A 20,280-nucleotide genomic window follows, 5' to 3' on the forward strand; every position below is an offset into this window, starting at 1 on the left:
GTGGTCTCGCGGCCCCAACATGCCTCCCTACACGCACGGCCAGGGAGCGACACGCTCCCTACACCTTGAAAGGGGTGCTCTTGAGTCCACCATCAAGACAGCATGCAGCCGGGGGTCGCGCAGCAACCCGTCCACGAGTTTCGCAAGCGCGCCCTCGAGTTCCTGGCCCGGACGCAGACCACTCTTGCATTGCACCTCAACTGAAGTGCCACCACGGAGTCTGACCTGGAAGTCGTCTCCAGGCCCCCCTGTCTCCGCAGAGACCTCCACCGGGACATCTCCGCCCTCGACTTCGAACCATTTCAGTGGTTCGCCGGCCAGGACATGGGCCGCCGCATGGGCAATGGCCTTCGCCTGGAAGCCATACCCCCCTGCTCCAGCCATACCACCCGTCGTGTTGCGACGCCCGTGTGCCACGCGATTCCCCATGCCTTCCATTCCTATCCCAGCCAGCAGGCCCACGTCCTGTCCTCGCTCCGTCTTGGGCGGCAGTTGGCAAGCCCCGGGTTCGTGGCTGACCTGCCGCTTCCTCCCCACTGCACGCTTGGTTGGGACATGGTGAGCGTGCCATCATCAGGGACTCACCGGGGGCAGGTGATGAAAGTCGAGGCCATCGGAATGAGTTCCTGCCTGGGTCCAGGGGTGACGGCGTGTGCGGCCTTCAGGGCGGGCATCGTGCGGCACCAGCCCTCGGAGGAGGTGACCACGTTCTCCCCTGGCGACAGCGAGGCCCAGCCCGTCAACGTCTGCGCGATTCCGGGAATCACCCTGGGCTTCTCCGGCGTCGGCAGGCTCGTCGCCATCGCCGAGGACTCACTGGAAGACCTCGGTGCGAAGACGTCCCTGACGGCACTGGGCCGCGAGGCAGGAATCTTTCTCGCACTCCCTGACTTCTCGGCACCTGAAGACGCACCTCGGACCAGAGCCGCCACCCAGGAGGCCCTGGGCCGGCAGGTGCTGGAGCGGGCCCTGGCGACACACCGCGTGTCCTGGTCCGAAGACCGCTGGCGCTTCTTCACCGGTGGCTCGGCGGGTTTCGCACTGGCCCTGGTCGCCGCGCGGCGGGAACTGGAGCGTCGCGCCTTCGATGTGGTGGTGGTAGGTGGCATCGACTCACTCGTGGCCCCCGAGCACCTCCGTTTCCTGCTCGCCGAGCGGCGGCTCAAGACGGCTGACAATCCTGTCGGCCTTCTGCCTGGCGAGGCGGGAGCCCTGCTCGTGCTGCGCGCCCGCGCGCCGGGGGGCGCTGGCGGCAGAAGCCCCCAGGTCGAGGTCACCGCCGTGCATACCGCCGTGGAACCGCGGTCTCAAGGACCGGGGGCAATGCCCGATGGCGGGGCCCTCGCCACATGCGTGCGGGAAGTGCTCGGGGCTTCTCCGGAACAGGACGCTGCCTTCATCTGGGACCTCAATGGCGAGCAGCGCCGCGCCTGGGAGTGGGGCTCCACCCTGGTACGCCTGAAGTCCCACGCCCCGTCTCTGGGGGACGCCCCCGCGTGGGTGCCCGCCACGGGCTTCGGGGACGTGGGAGCGGCATCCGGCGCCGTGGGAGCCTGCATCGCGGTGCGTGCCTTCGAGCGCCGCTACGCGCCCGCACGCCAACTCGTCGTCGTCTCGCAATCAGACTCGGGAGAGCGCGCGGCGTTCGCGCTGGCCGTTGGCGCCCCTTCCCGAGAAGGAGGTCCGGCATGAGCAGCATGCGCAGGGGTGGACTCGGGGCGACGCTCGATTCCCTCATGCAGGGCAACTACGAACTGTACGGCCAGGGCATCGCCAACGGGCACTCCAACGTCCGGGACCTCGGCCCCAAGCCCGGCAGCTCCGGCGCCATGAAACGGAACGAGGCGCGCAAGCAGCAGGTGAACGAGACGAAGAAGCGTCGCAAGGGTGACAGCGCCAGCGATTCCGGAGGCCCCCATGCCAGCGCGTTGACGCCGCACAGGGCCATCCTCGGCAAGGGCACGAACTACGCTCGGAACGGTGCCACGTACATCCGGAGCAACCGTGCCAGCGAGTACAGCACCTTCGGGCACCTGGGGCCTCCAGATTTCCAGGTGAGCGTCGCCGGCCACGCGAGCATCACCCGGATATCCAACTTCGAACCCACACTGAGCGGTCAGCAACAGCCCTATCGGTGGCAGGCCCACCACCTCATTCCAGGGGAAGCCTTTTATACCGAGGACTCCTCGGGAAAGCCTGTCTTCAACAAGGAGGAGAACTTCGACCTCCTCCTTCAAACGCCCTACGACATCGATCATGGCCACAACCTGATCATCCTTCCCGGCGTCTCCTGGGCTGTCCCCGTCCACGCGCTGCTACAACACCCCAACAACCACAACGGATACACGCTGGACGTCATGCAGGGGCTCAAGGACATCGACTCGGCGATCGACACGCTGCGGGGGCAGGAGAAGCCCCACGAGGCCATCGTCGCGAACGTCTTCGACGACCTGAAGAAGCTCGAAGAAAACCTCTGGTCGAAGATGCTGAAGCGCTCACGCAAGGCCGTCCGTGGGGCGGCGGAGGGGCAGCGGTACGATGGGCCCTGGTGCCGATGGCAGACGCAGGAAGGGCGGGATTATGGCGGCTGGCCAGCGCTGTGGTGAGCACGGCAGGAGGGACACATGAGCTTCTGGGTGCTGTCCGGTAGGAATGACGGGGCGGTGCTTGACGCCTATCCGGAAGGACCCGAGGGCTGGCGGTATCTCGAGCCCCAGCCGCTCGCCCGTGAGTTCCGAGCAGGCTCGGTCATGGGCTTCTCGCCCAGCTTTCCGGAACGGCGGAAGGTCTACGACTTCATCAACAACGTCCTGCGCTTGCAGGTTGTCTCCGAGCGCGTCCGCCGCGTCGTCATCGAACTGGCACCGAACGACGTCGAGTTCCTGCCCATCACGCTGGTGGACCACAACAAGGACGTGGTCTCGCGTGAGCACTTCATCATGAACCTGCTCCACCGACGGGAGGTCATCGACTTGGAGCACTCGGATGTCGTGATGAGCTCCATTCTCAAGGCGGAGATCCAGTTCGTGCAGGGGCTGGCGCTCAAGCAGGACATTCCCTCCGAGGGCCCCCACGCCTTCCGGCCTGTCTACCTGCGCAGCCACACCTTCGTGGATGCCGTCCTCCGGGACGCGCTCGTCCAGGCGGGGCTCAAGGGCTGCCGCTTCCTGCCCGCTCACGGCTGGGACGGCGACGAGGACTGAGGCCCGGCACGCATGGAGATTGACTACACGTTATTGCGTGAGGACGCGGGAGCCGCGGTGCGAGCCCTCATCGCGCACATCGGGCGGGGGGACGGCGACCGGGAAGCGCTCCTGAGCAATACCCGAGAGCTGTGCGGGAGCTTCGTCACCATCGCCGCCGCCACGCTACTGCTCGAAGGACGCACCCAGCCCTTCTTCATGAACCTGTGCCGGTCGGCGGAAAACTGGCGCCGCCTCCTCATCCACCTGGAGCAGCGCGGACTGACACCTGCTCCCGCCTCATGGGGCCTCACCCCATTGGCGGGCGCGGTGGTCGCCTGCCACTGGGAGCTCGCGGCCGAGGTCGCCGCGCGCCTCACAGCCCTGCGGCAGGAAGGGGAGGAGTACGCGGTGGAGTTCGCGTGGGTGCACGCGCTCGGGGCCCTGGTGCTTCACGACGTGCGGGGCCAGGACCCCGCGCCATGGCTCGAGCTGCTGGAACGGGACGCCCGTGAGGAGTGCTGGCCCGCGCTCGCGTGGGCGCTGGTGCGCGCGGACTCCAGTGCCTTCACGGCGGCTTTCGACACCGCGATCTCCGAGCACACGACACGCACCGAGAAGCTCGCTCGCGCCTTCACCACGCGAGTGGACCGCTTCGCCGCGCATCGGCACCTGTGGTTCGAGGGGCTCGCCCTGCTCCGAATGGCCCGGAGGCGGGGGCTTGCCGTCCCCAACGGGGGCTACCGCTACTGTCCACCGCTCGCACTTGCGCCCGTGACGGAGCTCTATCAGGGTGACTGGGTGCTCTCCCTATCCCCGTGTTGATTTGACGGGGGCAACTCCCCCAGCCACCGCCCCCGCACGGTTCCAGTACCCTGCCGGCGAGCAGAACAGACCGCGCATCTCCTCGCGAGGCCCCCATGCAGCCTGCCCACCTGAATCCGGCGCGCCTTCCCCTGGGTACCCGGGTGGGGCCCTGGCGCGTGCTGGAGCGGCGCGGGCTGGGGACCTACGGCGCCGTCTACCGCGCCATCGGCGCACAGGCCCCCTCCGGCCCCGTCGCCCTCAAGCTCGCCCTGCACCCTCGCGACGAGCGCTTCGCCAGGGAGGTGGAGCTGCTCTCCCGCATCCGCCACCCCCACGTCCCGCGCCTCCTCGACCATGGCGTCTGGCAACAGCCCTCGGGCCTCGCCACCCCGTACCTCGCCATGGAGCTGGTGGACGGCGCGTCGCTGTACGAATGGGCGCTCAAGCAGCGGCCCTCCTCGCGGCGGGTGCTCCACGTCCTCGCCAGCCTCGCGCGCGCCCTGGAGGCCACCCATTCCGCGGGCGGCGTTCACCGCGACGTCAAAGGTGACAACACGCTCGTCAGAGAGGCCGACGGCCGGGTCTTCCTCACCGACTTCGGCGCCGGGCACTTCATTGGCGCCGCCACGCTCACGCAGCCACCGTTTCCGCCCGGGACGCCGCCCTACCGCTCGCCAGAGGCGTGGCGCTCCGTGCGCCTCCCCATGCGCGAGCCCATCGTGCCCTACGCCCCCGGCCCCGCGGATGATGTCTTCGCGCTGGGCGTCACCGCCTTCCGGCTCGTCACCGGCGAGTACCCCTTCCCCTCCCCGCCACAAGAGGAAGCCGGCGCCCCATTCGCGCGTGCGCTCACCCCCCGCTGCTGCCTGGAGCTGAGCGAGTTGACGGCCCGGATGCTCTCCACGAATCCCGAAGTCCGCGGCAGTGCCCGCGAGTTGGCCGAGGCGCTGGAGGATGCCGCGCACCATGCCGGGCCCGAGGCGGATGTGCCCCTCTTCGTCCAGCAGACACCTCGCCCCGTGGAGGCCAGTGCCGCGCCCAGGCCACTCCCCCGCCGAGCGCCGGAGCGCGCCAGGCGCGGCTGGCTCACGGCGGCCAGTCTCGCGGGAGCCCTGGCGCTGGGAGCCGGGTGGATGCTGCGCGCGCATCCCGGCGAGGAACCTGAGCAGGTGCACGCCTCCGTGGCGGAGGATGCGAAGGATGGAGGCGCCGTCGCAGCCGGAGACTCGGCGTTGTCGGCCCAGGTGCCTCTCACATCAGTCCCCTTTGCGTGGTCAACCATCGCCGTGGACCTGCCCCCCAGGCCCCTTCCCGGGCAGAGGCGGCCGGGTGCCAACGGTCGTTGCCCCAGGAAACTGCAGGTGCCCATCAATGGTGGGTGCTGGGTGAAGCTGCCATTGGACCTGAGGGACTGTGGCGAGGACTATTACGTGTACAAGGGTGAGTGTTACATGCCTGCCATCTCACCGGAGCGCCCTTCCACCTCGAGTCCCGCGATTCATGCAGGCGACGCTGGAGCGCCTCCCTGATACATGCGTTTCGCGGCGTAGCTACTGACACAGCTCCGGCTTGATCCGAGGAAGGCGAGACTCAAGCCTCGAACTCCTCACGATAGGCATCCGGGTCATAGCCGTGCTTGCGCAGCGGCTCACGCACACGGTTCCGCGTCAGCTTCGCGTTGGACAGGATGTACGCGCGCACCACGTGCTCACACGTCACCACGCGCGTGTCGCGCGCCAGGTGCTCGGCGTTGCGCACCACCTTCGGGCGCGCCATCGCGCGGAACAGCGCGGGCACCTCCGCCAGCAGGGACTTCAGCAGCGCCTCCGCCTCCGGCCGCCACGTGAGCGCCTTGGGCAGCTCTGGCAGGAAGCCGTACTCGTCCTCGCTCAGCTCGCGCCACACCACCAGCGAGTGCCCGTCCGGGTCCACCAGTGTCGCGGCCAGCGTCAGCTCCGGCGTGCGCACCGCTTCGTAGACCAGGCGGGCGCCAGCATTCACGAGCACCCGGACGGCCGCTTCCACGTCGGCCACCTGCAGACGCAGGGTGGCGCGGGACTCCGGCCGTTGGGACTCCACCAGCCTCAACAGCACGCCCCCTCCCTCCAGGTCCACGAAACCCTGGCCTTCTTGTTTCACCCTGAAACCCAACACCTGCGCATAGAGCACACGGGCGGACGGGAGGTCGCGGACTGGCAGGTCTACATGGCTGATACCAAAAAACATGAAACACCCGGTTGCAGACGCGGCAGGCGAGTCACCCCTGCCTCATTCACTTGCTAGACACAAAGAGAGGAAACTCCGTAGACAACATCCCGCTTCAAGATTCGCATGCCCTCGCGCTCCGCCTCCCACTTCAAGGATGCCTCCAACCCCGCGCAATGTGTTTCACGGTGCGAGCCGGTAGACAGGCTGCGCTGGCGGGCGTTTTCGTTGCTGGAGCAACTGGCGGCAGGCCCGGAGACGGGCGAGCTGGGGTTGATGTCTGAGCGGGGAGCGCTCCTCGGACGGCTGTTGATGGTGAACGGCAGGATGGGGCTGGTGGAGGACGTGGCGGGCCTGCCGCGCCTGTCCACGATGCTGGAGCAGGAGAGCCCGGAGGCCGCGGACCACCTCAACCATGCCGCCCAGCGCGCGCGAGCCGAGGGACGGCTGCTGGGGACGGTGCTGCTGGAGCTGCAACCGGAAGAGATGGAGCGCATCCGCCGGGTGCTGCTGCGCCAGTTCGCGCTCGGCGTGCTGGCGGTGGCACGTGCCTCGGAGGGCCCGCTGCCGCTGGGCGTATGGCGGCACGCGCCGGACGTGATGCGCGTGGAGGAGTCGCGGCTGAGCGGCTTTCCCCTGGAAGAGGTGGCGCTGGAGATAGGCCGCGCGACGGACGACGGCGTGCCGGACATCGCCTCTCGGCTGCTGGACGAGTGCGGAGACTCCGCCCAGGTGGCGCTGCTCTTCTCCCGCGAGGAGGACGACGGTGAGCTCGGGCCGTATCCGCTCCAGCTCAAGGGGCTGCCGGCCACGGGCCTTGGCGAGCTGCGAGAGCTGTCGTCCTCGGTGCGGCAGATGCTGCGCCCGCCCGCCCTGTGCGCCGCGGGCGTGCGGCCGCGGTTGATGATGCTCGGAGGCCAGGACTCGGACTGGGTGGCGTTGCGAGGCCCGTGCCGGCAGGCGCTGGTGGGCGGGCTGAGCGCTCGCGGCCGCGTGGAAGCCCTGTCGCGGGCAATGCGGCTTTGCCGCGAGGAGCCGTGCCATGGGTGAAGCTGTCCCTGCCGGGATGTCTGGGGGAGTGGCGGCGGCGCCCGAGCGGCTGCTGCGCCTGGAAGGCTTTGGCGTGGCGTACGGCGACCGCGTGGTGCTCAGCGACGTCACGCTGTCGTGTGCCCCCCGGGGCGTGCTGACCGTGCTGGGACCCGGCGGGGCGGGCAAGTCCACCCTGCTGCGTGCGCTGGTGGGAGCGGCGGGACGGCCGCCGTACTTCAGCACCTGGGGCACCGCGGAGCTGGGGGGCGTGCCGCTGGAGTCCGCGCCGCGCCCCGCGCTGGTGGTGCAGAACGCGCAGCGGCTGGTGGGCACCGTGTACGAGGCGGTGGCCAGTGGCCTGCCGGACCGCGCCCTCCTGCCGCGCGCGGAGCAGGCCGGCCGCATCCGCGCCCTGCTCACGGAGGCGGGGCTGGGCACGCTGGGCGGCGCGCTCGGCCAGGAGGTGCTGGAGCTATCCCTCGGGACACAGCGGCGGCTCGCCCTGGTGCGCTGCTGCGCGGCGAACCCGGCCCTGGTGATGCTCGATGAGCCCACCGCGGGCCTCTGCGAGCCGGAGGCCGAGGCGCTGCTGGAGCACCTGCGAGGCGAGGCCACCCGCCGCGCCGTCCTCTTCGTCACGCACCACCAGGGCCATGCGCGGAAGCTGGGAGGACAGGTGGCGTTGCTGGCGGGCGGCCGCGTCCAGGAGGTGCGCCCCTGTGAGGCCTTCTTCACCGCGCCCCGCTCCGAGGCGGGCAGACAGTTCCTGCAAACCGGCGGCTGCGCGGTGCCCTCGCCCACGGCCGTCGCGGAGGAGCTGGACGAGGGAGTGCCACCTCCGCCGCCCCTGCCCGCCGCGGCCGTGCGGGCGGTGCAGCGCGCGGCGGGCCCCCAGGGCTTCCACTGGCTGCGGCGCGGGGCGCTGGCCGGCACGCCACGGCCCGGCCTGCTCGCGGAGCTGGAGCATGACCTGGAGCGGCTGGTGGCCGCGGGCGTCACGGTGCTCGTCACGGTGGAGGACACCCCTCCGCCCGCCGCCGCGCTCGCCCGCCATGGGCTGCGGGCGCGCTACTTCCCCTGCCGCGACATGCAGGCCCCCTCGCTGGACGAGGCCCGCGAGCAGTGCGCCGAGGTGCAGGCCCTGCTGGAGGCGGGCGAGGCGGTGGCCATCCACTGCCGCGCCGGCCTGGGCCGCACCGGCACCGCGCTGGCCGCACAGCTCATCTGGGAAGGCTGCTCCGCCGAGCAGGCCCTCCAGGACGTAAGGCGCGTGGAGGCGCAGTGGGTCCAGTCCGAGGCCCAGGAGCGCTTCCTCCATCTCTTCGCCAAGGCCTGCGCCGACCCGGCCTTCCGGCTCCGCTGTCCCCCCTCACCCCAGGAGAAGTCATCATGAGCAAGCTCGAATCCGCCCTCACCTCCGCCCAGTCCCAGATTCCCGAGTGCGTTGCCTCCGGCTACGTGGAGATGTCCACGGGCATGCTGCTGGCGGTGCGCACCGTCGACTCCCATCCCCGCGAGGTGCTCGACCTGGTGGCCGCGGCCACGGCGGACCTCTTCGAGGGCACCAACGTCAGCGCCATCGAACGGATGTTCAAGAAGGCCCGCGGCCTGGCCGAGGACAACCACCACTACTTCCAGGAGCTGGTGGTGCTGAGCGACAACCTGCTGCACATCTTCCTGCGCGGGAAGAAGTACCCGCAGCACGCGCTCGTCTTCGTGTGCCGCAAGAGCGCCAACCTGGGCATGGCCCTCACCAAGGCCCGCATGTCCCAGGCCACCGTCGAAGGCGCCGTCTGACCGGGCCGGCGCGGGAGTAGACCTCTCCAGCGGCCCGGCCGTTCGAAGGAGCTTGCCGAGAAGCTCGAGAAGGCGCCGCAGCTGTGGGTCATCGGCGGCTCGGGCCCGCAGCTCAGTGCCGCAAGGTCACATCGAAGCCCAGGAACCACCGCTGGAGCCGGTCCTCCAGCGGAACCGAGACGGAGACGCCCGGCAGCAGCGAGTTCCTCCCCTTCGGGACAAGCCGCAGCGAGCTCCCGAGGGAGTGATGGAACTCACTCTTCGAGGAGGTCGTCTCCGCGTACCGGGCGCCCGCCACCTCGAGCGTGGCGACGAACGGTGCATGGCGATAGGCGACCCCCGCACCCCACCGGGGGGAGAGCTGGAAGGAGCTGGCGAAGGGAGAGTACCCATCCAGCCCGGCGTCCAGCCGGAGGGAACAGGTGTCACAGACGGAGCCGGTCAGGAGCAGGGAGGTGCCCACCCTGCCGCCCAGGGCTCCTGGCTGGAACAACACGGCCTGGGTCGGGCGCATCGCCGCCACGGCGGAATTGAGGGCGGCGCCCACCTCGTCCTCGTCGCCCGTGGGAAGGAGCAGCCCGCCATGAAGCACGAGCCAGGTGTCGGCGAGGACGACCCTGGCCCACGCCAGTCCCACGTCGAGGTTGCTCAGCGCCGAGGCCGCTTGGGGGGCTCCCGTGAGCTTCGTCAGGGCGACGGCCGCGTAGGGGCCCAGGCCGCAGCGTCCCAGGAACGCCATGGAGAGGTCGAACCGGACGGGGACTCCATCTCCCCTGCCGTCGAACAGGAACCCCGGCGCGAGGGACAGGTGGCCCCGGCCAGCGAGCGGGTCCAGCAAGGAGAAGAACGCCCCGTACGGCACCTCATCATCCGGAGAGTAGTAGCCGGGCTGAATCATCTCCAGTTCCTCCCGGTCGAGCCCCGCGGTGGCGGCCCATCGCGTGAGCAGCGGTGAGTCGATCTCACGGATGAAGGCGTATTTGAAGTCGGCGGCGATGGCCTCGGCGGCGCCCCGGCCGAGGTCCTGCTCGAGGAGGTACCCCACCGCGCAGATGCGGCCCCGCGAGTCGATGAAGGTGGGGCGCCGCGCATCGGGATGGTCGTCGTTCCGGGGAAACACGCCCGCGCGGGCATAGGCCGCCAGCCGCTCGAGGTTGCGCGCCCGGGCCGCGCGCTCGGCGGGCGTGCGATGCGCGGTGGGACGCTGCCGCAGCAGCTCAAGCACGTACTCCAGATGGACCCGGATGCGGAGGTCCTCCGGGTCGTGCGCCGTCGGAGCCCGGCCGAAGCGAGCCTGGAAGCTCGCATCCCCGAGCACGAGGTTGACGGAGTCCATGTGGAGCGGCTCCGGTGCCGGTGGAGCTCCACATGCGAGGAGGCCGGACAGCAAGAGGATGGCGGAGACAGCCCTACGCCGCGACGGAGTCATGGGAGCGGTGCCCTCCAGGAGTGAGTGCCTTCGAAGCACCACTCTGGGGGAGCGCCAGGAGTCGAGCCGCACGCGGGGCTCATTCCTCCATCACGATTCCATCATGGCCCGCGCCGCATGCCCGGAACGGACGCGGTCGGGCCGGAGAGCGCGTCCGCCGGCGCTGCCGGGCCGCTACGGCAGGGTGACGGCCGCCGTGCACCCGGTAGCGGTCGCATCGGAGGTCAGGGACTGGTTCGATGGGTAGTAGCGGGCGCAGGCGGAGACCGTCAGCACCTCCGTGCCCGGCCCCCTTGCCCTGCCCCGGGAGCCCCGCTCAGCGCGGCGGGGCTTCAGCTCGGCGTAGAAGGTGTGGAGGTTGGCGCGCTCGGGGAGGCCGGAGACCTGTGCAAGTGAGGGTTGCCTCCAGCGACGGCCCTGGAGGTTGACGAAACAAGACGCGAGGGGGCCCGTGGTCACCCGGACACGCACCACGTGGCTGGGAGGACGCACGCGCGCACCGATCGCCTCCGGAAGAGGCCCCTTCGCGGCGTTTCACCCCTGGTACGGCGGTTGCTCTGCGGCCCGTGACAAGCCCTCGCCCCACTTCGCCTCCTCCCAGGAGCCGTCATGCCCACACCCCGTCGCCGCCCGCTGCTCGGGTGGCTCTTCGCCACCTTCCTTGCCGCGGGATGTCAACGCGGCGCCGAGCCCACGGGTCCCGTTCCCTCGGGAAGCCTCGGGGACACTCCGGCCTCCCAGGTCGTCGACTCCTCCGCCCTGGTGAGCCTGCCGCCACCCGTGGAGCCCCCTCCCCTTCCGGCCCCCGAGCCCACCCCGCCCGAGACAGCCCCCACCGAGGACACGGAGCACCTCACCATCGAGCGCGGCGCGTGTGAGCAGGCCGGCTGCGAGCTGGTGCTCACCTTCAGCCAGCCCGTGGAGGAGAAATCGGTGGCCGTCACCTTCGAGCCACCCCAGCAGGGCTCATGGTCCTGGCGCTCCCCCACGGAGCGCGTCTTCACCCCGGCGGCGGGCGCGCTGGGCTGGGGCCACACGGTGACGGTGCGCGTGGACAAGGCCACGCCCGCGGACGATGCGGGAACGGCGTTCGCGCTCCCATGGGAGGACACCTTCCAGGTGCCCTTCTTCCAGGTCGCGGGCAAGGTGGCGGCGTGGCCCGTCCTCCCCGGCCGGCCGCGCTTCATCGCCTTCCTCAACGACTTCACCAACGAAGTCGGCAACGGGCCGCTGCTGGCGCTCTACGACCAGCCCATCTCCGCCAAGGCCCTGAGCAAGCACTTCCAGGCCGAGGACGCGGAGGGCAAGTCCATCCCCGTGAAGGTGGCCGCGCTGGCCGACGACGAGGCGCCCTCCAGCGTGACGGTGGACCCGAAGCACGTCCTCGCGCTGCGCTTCCCCCGCCCTCCCGCGCACGGGAGCACCCTGCGGCTCGTCTACCCCAGCTACAGCGACACGGACTCGCGTGAGCCCGCCGCGGAGACGCAGTCGCTCACCGTCAACCGCCGCCTGACGCTGAACGGCCAGTCGCTCGCCACCGGCGAGGCCCCGGAGCGCGCGCCCCTGGATGCGCGGTGGGAGCTCGCCTTCAACAACCCCGTCGACACGGACGCGCTCCGCGCGCACCTCGTCGTGGAGCCGGAGCCCGAGTCGCTGGACGTGTCCGGCTGGGGCCGCGCCGCCACGGTGACGATGCGGCTCGCCCCCGGCCAGAAGTACCGCGCGTCCCTCACGCGGGGCCTCGAGGACGTGCTGGGCAACCCGCTGGAGGGCACTCCGAAGTGGACGTTCAAGGCACAGGACCTGCCGCCCGTGCTCCAGCTCCCCTCGCAGCACCTGACGCTGGAGCTGCCCGGTGCCCGCCTCCCCTTCCAGGGACGCAACCTGGCCACCGTGCAGGCGCAGGCGCACCGCATCAACGCGCCGGACGCCTTCGTGAAGGCATACGCGCTGGAGCGTCAGCCCACGTGCGAGGACTACGGCGCCCCCATGGGGCCCGCGAGAAACGTGAGCGCCCCCCGGACGAAGGCGCCCAACACGCTGGAGCCGCTGGAGGTCTCCCTGGAGACCGGCAAGCCGGGCCTCTACTGCCTGGAGCTGTCCGCCAGGGGCCGGGGCAGCGAGGCCGGAGTGGAGCCGTGGCAGGACGCGGTGCTGCTCCAGCTCTCCGGCCTGGGCCTCACCGCCAAGGTGCATGACGGCGGCATCCTCGTCTGGCTCACGCGGCTGAGCGACGCGACGCCCGTGCCCCAGGGACAGGTGCTGCTGCTCGACGAGGCCGGGACGAAGCTCGCCTCCGCGGAGACGGGGGCGGACGGTGTCGCGCTGCTGCGCGCTCCGGGCGTGGCGACGGCCACCGGGCTGGAGCGCCGCGTCTTCATCTCCGCGCGCAAGGACGAGGACCGGCTGGTGGCGGAGGTGAACGAGGAGCGCCTGTCATCGGCCTGGCAGTTCGGGCTCACGGGCGAGGTGAAGGGCTCCGAGCGGCTCGCCTCGCTCGTCTTCACCGACCGGGGCGTCTACCGGCCGGAGGAGACGGTCCACATCAAGGCCCTGGTGAAGGACGCCGGGCGCCTGCCGAAGGCCCAGCGCGACGTCCAGGTGCGGGTGATGGACCCGCGCGGCCAGGGCGTGCTGGACACGAAGCTGACGCTGGACACCTTCGGCGCGGCGGACGTGGACCTGAAGCTGAAGGCGGGCGCGGCCGTGGGCGAGTACTCGCTGCGCCTCACGCATGGGGAGCGCGCGGTGGGCCACAGCTTCCGCGTGGAGGAGTACCGCGTGCCCACCTTCGAGGTGAAGGTGTCCACCGCCGAGAAGGAGTGGCCCCTGGGCGCGGACGTGGAGGCGGTGGTGGAGGCGCGCTACCTCCACGGCGGCGAGCTGTCCGGCCGCGAGGTGCGCTACCAGGTGTGGAAGGCGCGTGAGCCCTTCTCGCCCGCGGGCTTCGCGCAGTACGCCTTCGGGCTGCCGGAGGACGGCTCGGGCGCGACGCTCGTCACCAGCGCGGACGAGCGCCTGGACGGCCAGGGCCGCACCCGCGTCCACTTCAAGGCGGACCACCCGTCCTACGCCGGGCCCCAGCGCTACACCGTGGAGGCGAGCGTCACCGACGTGGACCGGCAGGCGTACGCCGGCCGCCTCTCCCGCGTCGTCCACCCCGCCGCCTTCTACGTGGGCGTGCTGCCCCCCGCGCAGGCCGTGGTCCGCGCGGGTCAGACGCTGAAGGTGCCCGTCATCGCCCTCAAGCCCGACGGCACGGTGCAGGAGGGCGTGAGGGTGCGCGCGCAACTGGAGCGTGTGGACACCCATACCTACGCGCGGGTGAGCGGCACCCACGCGCAGCTCGTCAACCGCGAGGAGACGGTGGAGGCGGACCAGTGCCTCGTCACCACGGAGAAGACGGCCGTCACCTGTGAGCTCGACGTCCCGCGGGCGGGCGCGTACCAGGTGCGCGCCTGGGCGCAGGACACGGCGCAGCGGCTGGTGCAGGCGGGCTTCCGCGTGTCCGCGTCGGGCGACAACACCGTGGCCTGGCCGCGCTTCGACCAGGACCGCATCCAGGTGGTGGCGGACAAGCCGCGCTACCTCCCCGGCGAGACGGCGAAGCTGGTGGTGCAGACGCCCTTCCCCGAGGCGCGCGGGCTGCTCACCGTGGAGCGCGGCGGCGTGCTGGAGCACCGCCTCTTCGAGATTCACGGCGACACGCCCACGCTGGAGCTGCCCATCACCGACGCGCACGTGCCCAACGTGTACGCCTCGGTGGTGCTGCTGCGAGGCCGCATCCACACGGAGAAGGACGCCACGGGCTTCGAGACGGGCGCGCCCGCCTTCAAGCTCGGCTACGTACAGCTCCACGTCGAGCCGAAGAACCAGCGCCTCGCGGTGGACGTCTCGACGGAGAAGCCGGTGGCCCGCCCCGGCGGCACGGTGCGCGTGGACGTGACGGTGCGCGACAGCGCGGGCAAGCCCGCCTCCGGTCAGGCCACGGTGATGGTGGTGGACGAGGCCGTGCTGGGCCTCACCGGCTACCGGACGCCGGACCCGGTGCCGGCGCTCTACGCGGCGCTGCCCCTGGGCGTGCGCACCGCGGAGAGCCGGCTGGACCTGCCGCACGCCCGGCGCCAGCGGCACGAGGCGCTCTTCCCCGGTGGTGACGGCGGCGAGGGCTTCGCCCTGGGCGACTTCCCGGCCGACCTGCGCACCCTCTTCCAGAGCACCGCGTACTGGAACCCGCGCGTCATGGTGGGCGCGGACGGAAGGGCGAGCGTGAGCGTGAAGCTGCCGGACAACCTCACCCGCTACCGCGTCATGGCGGTGGTGGTGGACGAGGCGGGCCGGGCCGGCTCGGCGGAGAAGGGGCTGGTGGTGAAGAAGCCGCTGATGCTGCAGCCCGTGCTCCCGCGCTTCGCGTACCCCGGGGACACGCTCCGGGTGGAGGCGCTCGCCTTCAACGGCCAGGCGGAGGCGGGCCCGGTGCAGCTCACCGCGTCCTTCGACGGGCTGGAGCTCCAGCAAGGTGCCGCCCTCACGCCGCCGGCCCGGACGGTGAAGCCGGGTGAGTCCGCGTCCTTCGGCTTCCCGGTGAAGGTGGCCGGCCGTGGCCCCGCGAAGGTGCGCTTCGCCGCGCGCATGGGCGAGGAGACGGACTCGGTGGAGGTGACGCTGCCGGTGCTCAACCCGGGCTCGCGGCGCGTCCTGGTGTCCAGCGCCCAGGTGACGGGGGAGCAGCGCCTGGAGTTGGCGCTGCCGGCGGACCGCCAGCCGGGCAGCGTGGAGCTGGAGGTGACGGTGTCCGGCACCGCGCTCACCGAGCTGAAGGACGCGGTGGGCTACCTCATGCAGTACCCGAACGGCTGCATCGAGCAGACCACCAGCACGGCGTACCCGCTGGTGGTGCTGAAGGACCTGCTGCCGGAGATGGGGGTGACGGTGAGCGAGGCCGACCTGAAGAAGTTCTCCGAGGCCGGCATCAAGCGCATCCTCTCCTTCCAGACGACGGCGGGCGGGCTGTCCTACTGGCCGGGCGGCACGGAGCCGCACGCCTTCGCCACGGCCTTCGGCCTCACCGCGCTCATCGAAGGGAAGAAGCGCGGCTACGACGTGCCGGACGAGGCCCTGAAGCGGATGGGGGACTACCTGGAGCTGCGGCTGCGCGACGGCAACATCACCGAGGAGATTCCCCACGGCGGCATGGCGGACGCGGACACGCGGGCGTACTTCGTGATGACGCTGGGCCGACTGGGCCGGCCGCAGCCCGCGTACGTGTCCACCCTGTGGCGCGAGAAGGCGAAGCTCACCCCGTTCGGACTGTCCTTCCTCGCCGTCGCGGTGAGCGAGATGAAGGGCCAGGACCCGTCCCTGCTCCAGCCGATTCTCGCGGAGGTGGAGGCGGCGGCGAAGAAGTCGGAGCAGGAGGCGTGGTTCGACGGGGACCCGCACGGAGGCTGGTCCATGGACTCGCCGCTGCGCACGCACGCCACCTCCCTGCTGGCCTTCGCCTCCGTGGGCGGGACGGCGGGGAAGATGGGGGACAAGCTGCTGGCCGGCCTGCTCAAGCGTCAGCGGTACGGGCTGTGGGGCAACACGCAGGAGAACGTGTTCGGCATCATGGGCGTGGCCCGCATGGCGCAGTCGACGAAGAACGGCAGCGCGCCGCGCATGTCGCTCACGCTCGACGGCCGGCCGGTGAAGGACGGCGACATGGAGGTCGTCAGCCAGCGCGTGCGCCGGCTGCGGCTGACGGAGGCGGACCTCGGCCTGAAGGCGGGCCGGGCGCACACGCACCAGGTGGCGCTCACCAACCGGGGCCCCGGCCCCGCCATGCTCCGCGTGAGAGCGCAGTACGAGGCGGAGCTGAACGCGAAGAACCGCGCCGCCCGCGAGGATGGCTTCCGCGTGGAGCGCACGTACGAGACGATGACGGGTGAGCCGCTCGACGTGAAGGCCCTTCCGCTGGGCTCGCTGGTGCGGGTGCGGCTGAAGGTGCGCGCGGAGAGCCACCAGAACTACGTGGCCATCGACGACAAGCTGCCCGCCGGCCTGGAGCCGATGAACACGAACCTGGACACCACGGAGAAGGTGTCGCAGGGGCCGCTGACCGCGGCGCTCCAGCGGGGCCTCGCCTCGCTGTCCTATAGCGAGATGCGGGACCACCGCGTGGCCTTCTACGTGGATGACATGAACGCGGGCGACTACGAGTTCAGCTACGTCGCGCGCGCCACCACGCCGGGCACCTTCCTGCGCCCCGCCGCCGGCGCCGAGGCCATGTACGCCCCCGAGGTGGCCGGCGCCACCGCCATCGACGAGGTCACGGTGCGATGAGCCGGCCTGCCTCCATGGGCCCGGCGTCGTCCGAGGCCGAGGCCGCGACTGGCTCCGTGGCAGCGCACGGGCCGGCGACGGTGCTCGGGCCCTCGGACACATCCGAGCCCGCCAGCACGCGTGGCCCCACGAAGCCTGGCCGCGCCGGCCCCGCCGCGCGCCCGCGCCCGAAGCGCCGCCGCGTCCTCCGCCTCGCCGCGGCCACCACGGGCGCACTGACCCTCGGCCTCATCGCCTGCGCCGCCGCCCTGTGGGCCTACGTGGTCCTCCACCCCTACCCCGTGGAGGAGCTGCACGCGCGCACGGGGGACTCGCTGCGCATCCACGACACACAGGGCCGGCTGCTACGCGAGGTGGTGAACGCGGAGGGCGAGCGCATGCGGTGGCGCGCCCTGGAGGACATCTCCCCGCTGGTGGTCCAGGCCACCATCGCCGTGGAGGACGCTCGCTTCCACGAACACCCCGGCGTGGACGTCCGCTCGGTGGCACGCGCGGTGGCGCAGGCCCTCCGCTACCGGCGCGTGGTCTCCGGTGCCTCCACGCTGACGATGCAGCTCGCGCGGCGCCTCCACCCGCACCCGCGCACCCTGCGCGGCAAGCTGGGAGAGATGCTCGTGGCGCTGCGCCTGGAGCGAGCCGTGGACAAGCACACCGTGCTGGAGCAGTACCTCAACCGCGCCCCCTACGGCGCGGGCACGGTGGGCGTGGAGGCCGCCAGCCAGCGCTACTTCGGCAAGCCCGGCACGCACCTCAGCCTGGCGGAGGCGGCGCTCCTCGCGGGACTCCCGCAGGCCCCTACAAGTCTCAACCCCTTCAAGGACCTCGAACGGGCCCGGGTCCGCCAGCGCACGGTGCTCGCCCGCATGCGCGCCACCGGCGCCATCTCCGAGGAGGAGCACGCCCGCGCCCTCGCCGAGCCCCTGCGCCTCGCCGGGCGCGACGCGCCTCCCTCCACCCAGGCCGACACGGCGCTCCACTTCACCGACTACGTCGTCTCCCTCCGCCCGCCCCAGGGCGAGGTGCGCACCACGCTGGACGGCGACCTCCAGCGGGAATTGGAGTCCCTCGTGCGCGGACACGTGGACGCCCTCTCCGCGGGCGGCGTGACGAACGCGGCCGTGGTGGTGCTGGACAACACCGACTGCCACATCCTGGCCATGGTGGGCTCCGCCCGGTACGGAGACGCCGGGGCCGCGGGCTCGGTGAACGGGGCGCTGGCCCGCCGCCAGCCGGGCTCCGCGCTCAAGCCCTTCACCTACGCGCTGGCCTTCGAGCGCGGCGACACGCCCGCCTCCGTCGTCGCGGACGTGGAGACGCGCTACGGCGAGGCGGACGGCGACCTCTTCAGCCCGAGGAACTACTCCGGCGACTACTCCGGCCCCGTGCTGATGGGCGAGGCGCTGGGCCGCAGCCTCAACGTGCCCGCCATCCGCGTGGCCCGGCGCGTGGGGCTGGAGCCCCTGCTCACGCGACTGCGCGACGTGGGCTTCTCCTCACTGGACGCGCCCGCCTCGCACTACGGCCTGGGCCTCACCCTGGGCAATGGCGAGGTGACGCTGCTGGAGCTGGCCCAGGCGTACGCCATGTTCGCGCGCAAGGGCCTCACCTGCCGCGCCACACCCTTCGCCGGCCCGCCCGCTCCGGGCGACGCGCCCCACCGGGCCTTCTCCGAGGAGGTGGCCTGGCTCATCACCGACGTGCTCTCCGACGAGTCCCTGCGCATGCGCGGCTTCGGCGCGGGTAACGCGCTGATGCTGGGCTTCCCCGTCGCGGTGAAGACGGGCACCAGCACCAACTGGCGCGACAACTGGGCGGTGGGCTACACGCCGCGCTTCACCGTGGCCGTGTGGACGGGTGACTTCTCCAACCGCCCGCTGAACGGGATGACCGGAGCCACCGGCGCCGGCCCCCTCTTCCACAAGGTGATGAAGCGCGTGGTGCGGCGCGCGGACCCCTCCGCCGAGCCGGAGCGGACGCCCCCGCCGGAGGGCATCGTGGAGGGCCAGGTGTGCGCGCACTCGGGCCAGCTCCCCACATCCTCGTGCCCGGTGCGCCGGCGCGTGCGCCTGCCGAAGGAGCATGCGCCCGACCAGCCCTGCCCCTGGCACCGCGAGGTGCGTCTGGACGCGCGCAACGGCCTGCTGGCCGGGGACAGGTGCCCGGAGGAGCACGTGGTGAAGCGGGCCTTCGCCTTCCTCCCGGCCCCGTACGCTTCCTGGCAGGCCACGCACGGGCGGGAGTCCGCGCCCGCCGCGCCCACGCGCTACTCCCCCCTGTGTCCGGAGCAGGGCCCCGTCCCGGGAGCGCTCGTCATCACCTGGCCCCGCCCGGGAGAGGTCTTCCTCATCGAGCCCGGCTACTCGCGGAGCACCCAGACGCTGCGACTGAGCGCGGAGGTGGAGCCCCGGCTCGCGGCGGTGACCTGGCTGGTGGACGGCAGGCCCGTGCGGCAGGCGCCGTGGCCCTATGACGCCTCGTGGGCCCTCCAGCCCGGACGGCACCGGCTGGAGGTGGTGGCCCGGGGGCTGCGCAGCGAACCGGTGGACATCGAGGTGCGCTGAGCGATAGGGACACATAGGACTTCCCTCCTCCGGAGACGCCACCGCATGGATGTCAATGAGCTGGCCCGCGTGCCAGGAGTCAACCCCAAGGTCCCCGAAGCGTCCCGCATCTACGACTACACGCTGGGCGGCACGAACAACTTCGAGTCGGACCGCCAGGCGGCGGAGTTCATGTTCTCGCTGGTGCCCTCCACCCGGAAGTGGGTGCGGATGTTGCGCGCGTGCCTGCAGACCGCGGCCCGGCGCATGTCCGCGGACGGCTTCACGCACTGGGTGGACTTCGCCTCGGGCCTGCCCACCGCGGACCACGTCCACACGGTGCTGCCCAACACCCGGGTGCTCTATAGCGACATCGCCCCGCTGACCATCGCCATGGCCAAGCACCTGCTCGGCGACGACCCGCGCGTTCGCTACATGCAGTGCGACATCCGCCAGGCCGGGGACTTCCTGCGGCGGCCCGACGTGGAGTCCTTCCTCCAGGGCCAGCGCCGCGTGGCCTTCGGCGCCAACGCCATCTGCGTGTTCCTCTCCGCCGAGGAGAACCGGAGGTTCTTCCGGGACCTCTACGACTGGGCCGCGCCGGGCTCCAAGCTCTTCGCCACCTTCGAGACGAAGGAGGCGGGCCTCACCACGCCCCAGTGGGAGCAGTTCATCGGCATGTTCCGGAAGATGGGCGAGTCCTTCAACCTCTACTCGCTGCCCGAGTACCTGGACATCTGCGGCCCCTGGGCCCAGGACAAGATGGGCGTGGTGCCGGTCAGCGAGTTCCTCGGCCTGCCTCCCGGGTACATCACCGAGGAGGACCGCGAGGGCATCGGCATCGAGTTCTACGCCGTCATCCTGGAGAAGCGGTAGGGCGCCCGTCCGCCCGCTCCCCCTCCCGCCGTGCGCCTGGACGTGGGTCGGCTCCGCGGCCGTCCCTCCGCACGGTGTCTCCATCGCG

The 20,280-nt window shown here is 71.3% G+C and carries 14 protein-coding genes; 11 read left to right on the top strand and 3 right to left on the bottom strand.

The window, feature by feature from the left end:
- Positions 1 to 336: 336 nt before the first annotated feature.
- From K8638_RS29385 to K8638_RS29405, 5 genes are all read left to right on the top strand, one after another.
- Entirely contained in the window at positions 337 to 1,692 is a 1,356-nt protein-coding gene (locus K8638_RS29385) for a hypothetical protein (protein ID WP_223757979.1), read from the top strand.
- Positions 1,689 to 2,606 (top strand): AHH domain-containing protein, encoded by a 918-nt coding sequence (locus tag K8638_RS29390; protein WP_223757980.1) that lies wholly within the window; start codon positions 1,689 to 1,691, stop codon positions 2,604 to 2,606. Before K8638_RS29385 ends, K8638_RS29390 begins: the two co-directional genes overlap by 4 nt.
- Positions 2,607 to 2,624: 18 nt before the next feature.
- Entirely contained in the window at positions 2,625 to 3,203 is a 579-nt protein-coding gene (locus K8638_RS29395) for an imm11 family protein (RefSeq protein ID WP_223757981.1), read from the top strand.
- Positions 3,204 to 3,215: 12 nt separating this feature from the next.
- A complete protein-coding gene (locus K8638_RS29400; RefSeq protein ID WP_223757982.1) occupies positions 3,216 to 4,007 on the top strand; it encodes an immunity 49 family protein in 792 nt (263 codons plus the stop codon).
- A gap of 95 nt (positions 4,008 to 4,102) precedes the next feature.
- Entirely contained in the window at positions 4,103 to 5,518 is a 1,416-nt protein-coding gene (locus tag K8638_RS29405; protein ID WP_223757983.1) for a serine/threonine-protein kinase, read from the top strand.
- Between the two features lie 61 nt (positions 5,519 to 5,579).
- Here K8638_RS29405 and K8638_RS29410 read toward each other — a convergent pair whose 3' ends face one another.
- A complete protein-coding gene (locus tag K8638_RS29410; protein WP_223757984.1) occupies positions 5,580 to 6,215 on the bottom strand; it encodes a DUF2621 family protein in 636 nt (211 codons plus the stop codon).
- A 105-nt stretch (positions 6,216 to 6,320) separates the two neighbouring features.
- Between K8638_RS29410 and K8638_RS29415 the strand changes: the two genes are divergently transcribed.
- From K8638_RS29415 to K8638_RS29425, 3 genes are read left to right on the top strand one after another with little or no spacing between them, the layout of a single operon-like run.
- Entirely contained in the window at positions 6,321 to 7,244 is a 924-nt protein-coding gene (locus K8638_RS29415) for a hypothetical protein (RefSeq protein ID WP_223757985.1), read from the top strand.
- Positions 7,237 to 8,619, top strand: a complete 1,383-nt coding sequence (locus K8638_RS29420; RefSeq protein ID WP_223757986.1) for an ATP-binding cassette domain-containing protein — start codon at positions 7,237 to 7,239, stop codon at positions 8,617 to 8,619. The genes K8638_RS29415 and K8638_RS29420 overlap by 8 nt, the downstream gene beginning before the upstream one ends.
- A complete protein-coding gene (locus K8638_RS29425) occupies positions 8,616 to 9,023 on the top strand; it encodes a hypothetical protein (RefSeq protein WP_223757987.1) in 408 nt (135 codons plus the stop codon). Before K8638_RS29420 ends, K8638_RS29425 begins: the two co-directional genes overlap by 4 nt.
- Before the next feature lie 112 nt (positions 9,024 to 9,135).
- On the opposite strand, the gene K8638_RS29430 is transcribed toward K8638_RS29425, so the two are convergent.
- Both K8638_RS29430 and K8638_RS29435 read right to left on the bottom strand, forming a co-directional pair.
- On the bottom strand, positions 9,136 to 10,359 hold the full coding sequence (locus K8638_RS29430; RefSeq protein WP_223757988.1) for a hypothetical protein: 1,224 nt from the start codon (positions 10,357 to 10,359) through the stop codon (positions 9,136 to 9,138).
- A 267-nt stretch (positions 10,360 to 10,626) separates the two neighbouring features.
- Positions 10,627 to 10,944 (bottom strand): hypothetical protein, encoded by a 318-nt coding sequence (locus K8638_RS29435; protein WP_223757989.1) that lies wholly within the window; start codon positions 10,942 to 10,944, stop codon positions 10,627 to 10,629.
- A 117-nt stretch (positions 10,945 to 11,061) separates the two neighbouring features.
- On the opposite strand from K8638_RS29435, the gene K8638_RS29440 reads away from it, so the two are divergent.
- Genes K8638_RS29440 through K8638_RS29450 form a run of 3 tightly spaced genes read left to right on the top strand, consistent with a single transcriptional unit; the run spans position 11,062 to position 20,192 of the window.
- Positions 11,062 to 16,776 carry an alpha-2-macroglobulin gene (locus K8638_RS29440; protein WP_223757990.1) on the top strand — a complete coding sequence of 1,905 codons (5,715 nt, stop codon included), beginning with the start codon at positions 11,062 to 11,064 and terminating at the stop codon, positions 16,774 to 16,776.
- Entirely contained in the window at positions 16,773 to 19,337 is a 2,565-nt protein-coding gene (gene pbpC / locus K8638_RS29445; protein ID WP_223757991.1) for a penicillin-binding protein 1C, read from the top strand. Before K8638_RS29440 ends, pbpC begins: the two co-directional genes overlap by 4 nt.
- Positions 19,338 to 19,382: 45 nt before the next feature.
- Positions 19,383 to 20,192, top strand: coding sequence for an SAM-dependent methyltransferase (locus K8638_RS29450; protein ID WP_223757992.1), 810 nt, complete (start codon positions 19,383 to 19,385; stop codon positions 20,190 to 20,192).
- Positions 20,193 to 20,280: the final 88 nt, after the last annotated feature.

The sequence above is a fragment of the Myxococcus sp. RHSTA-1-4 genome (genome assembly GCF_020037125.1).
Classification (GTDB): domain Bacteria; phylum Myxococcota; class Myxococcia; order Myxococcales; family Myxococcaceae; genus Myxococcus.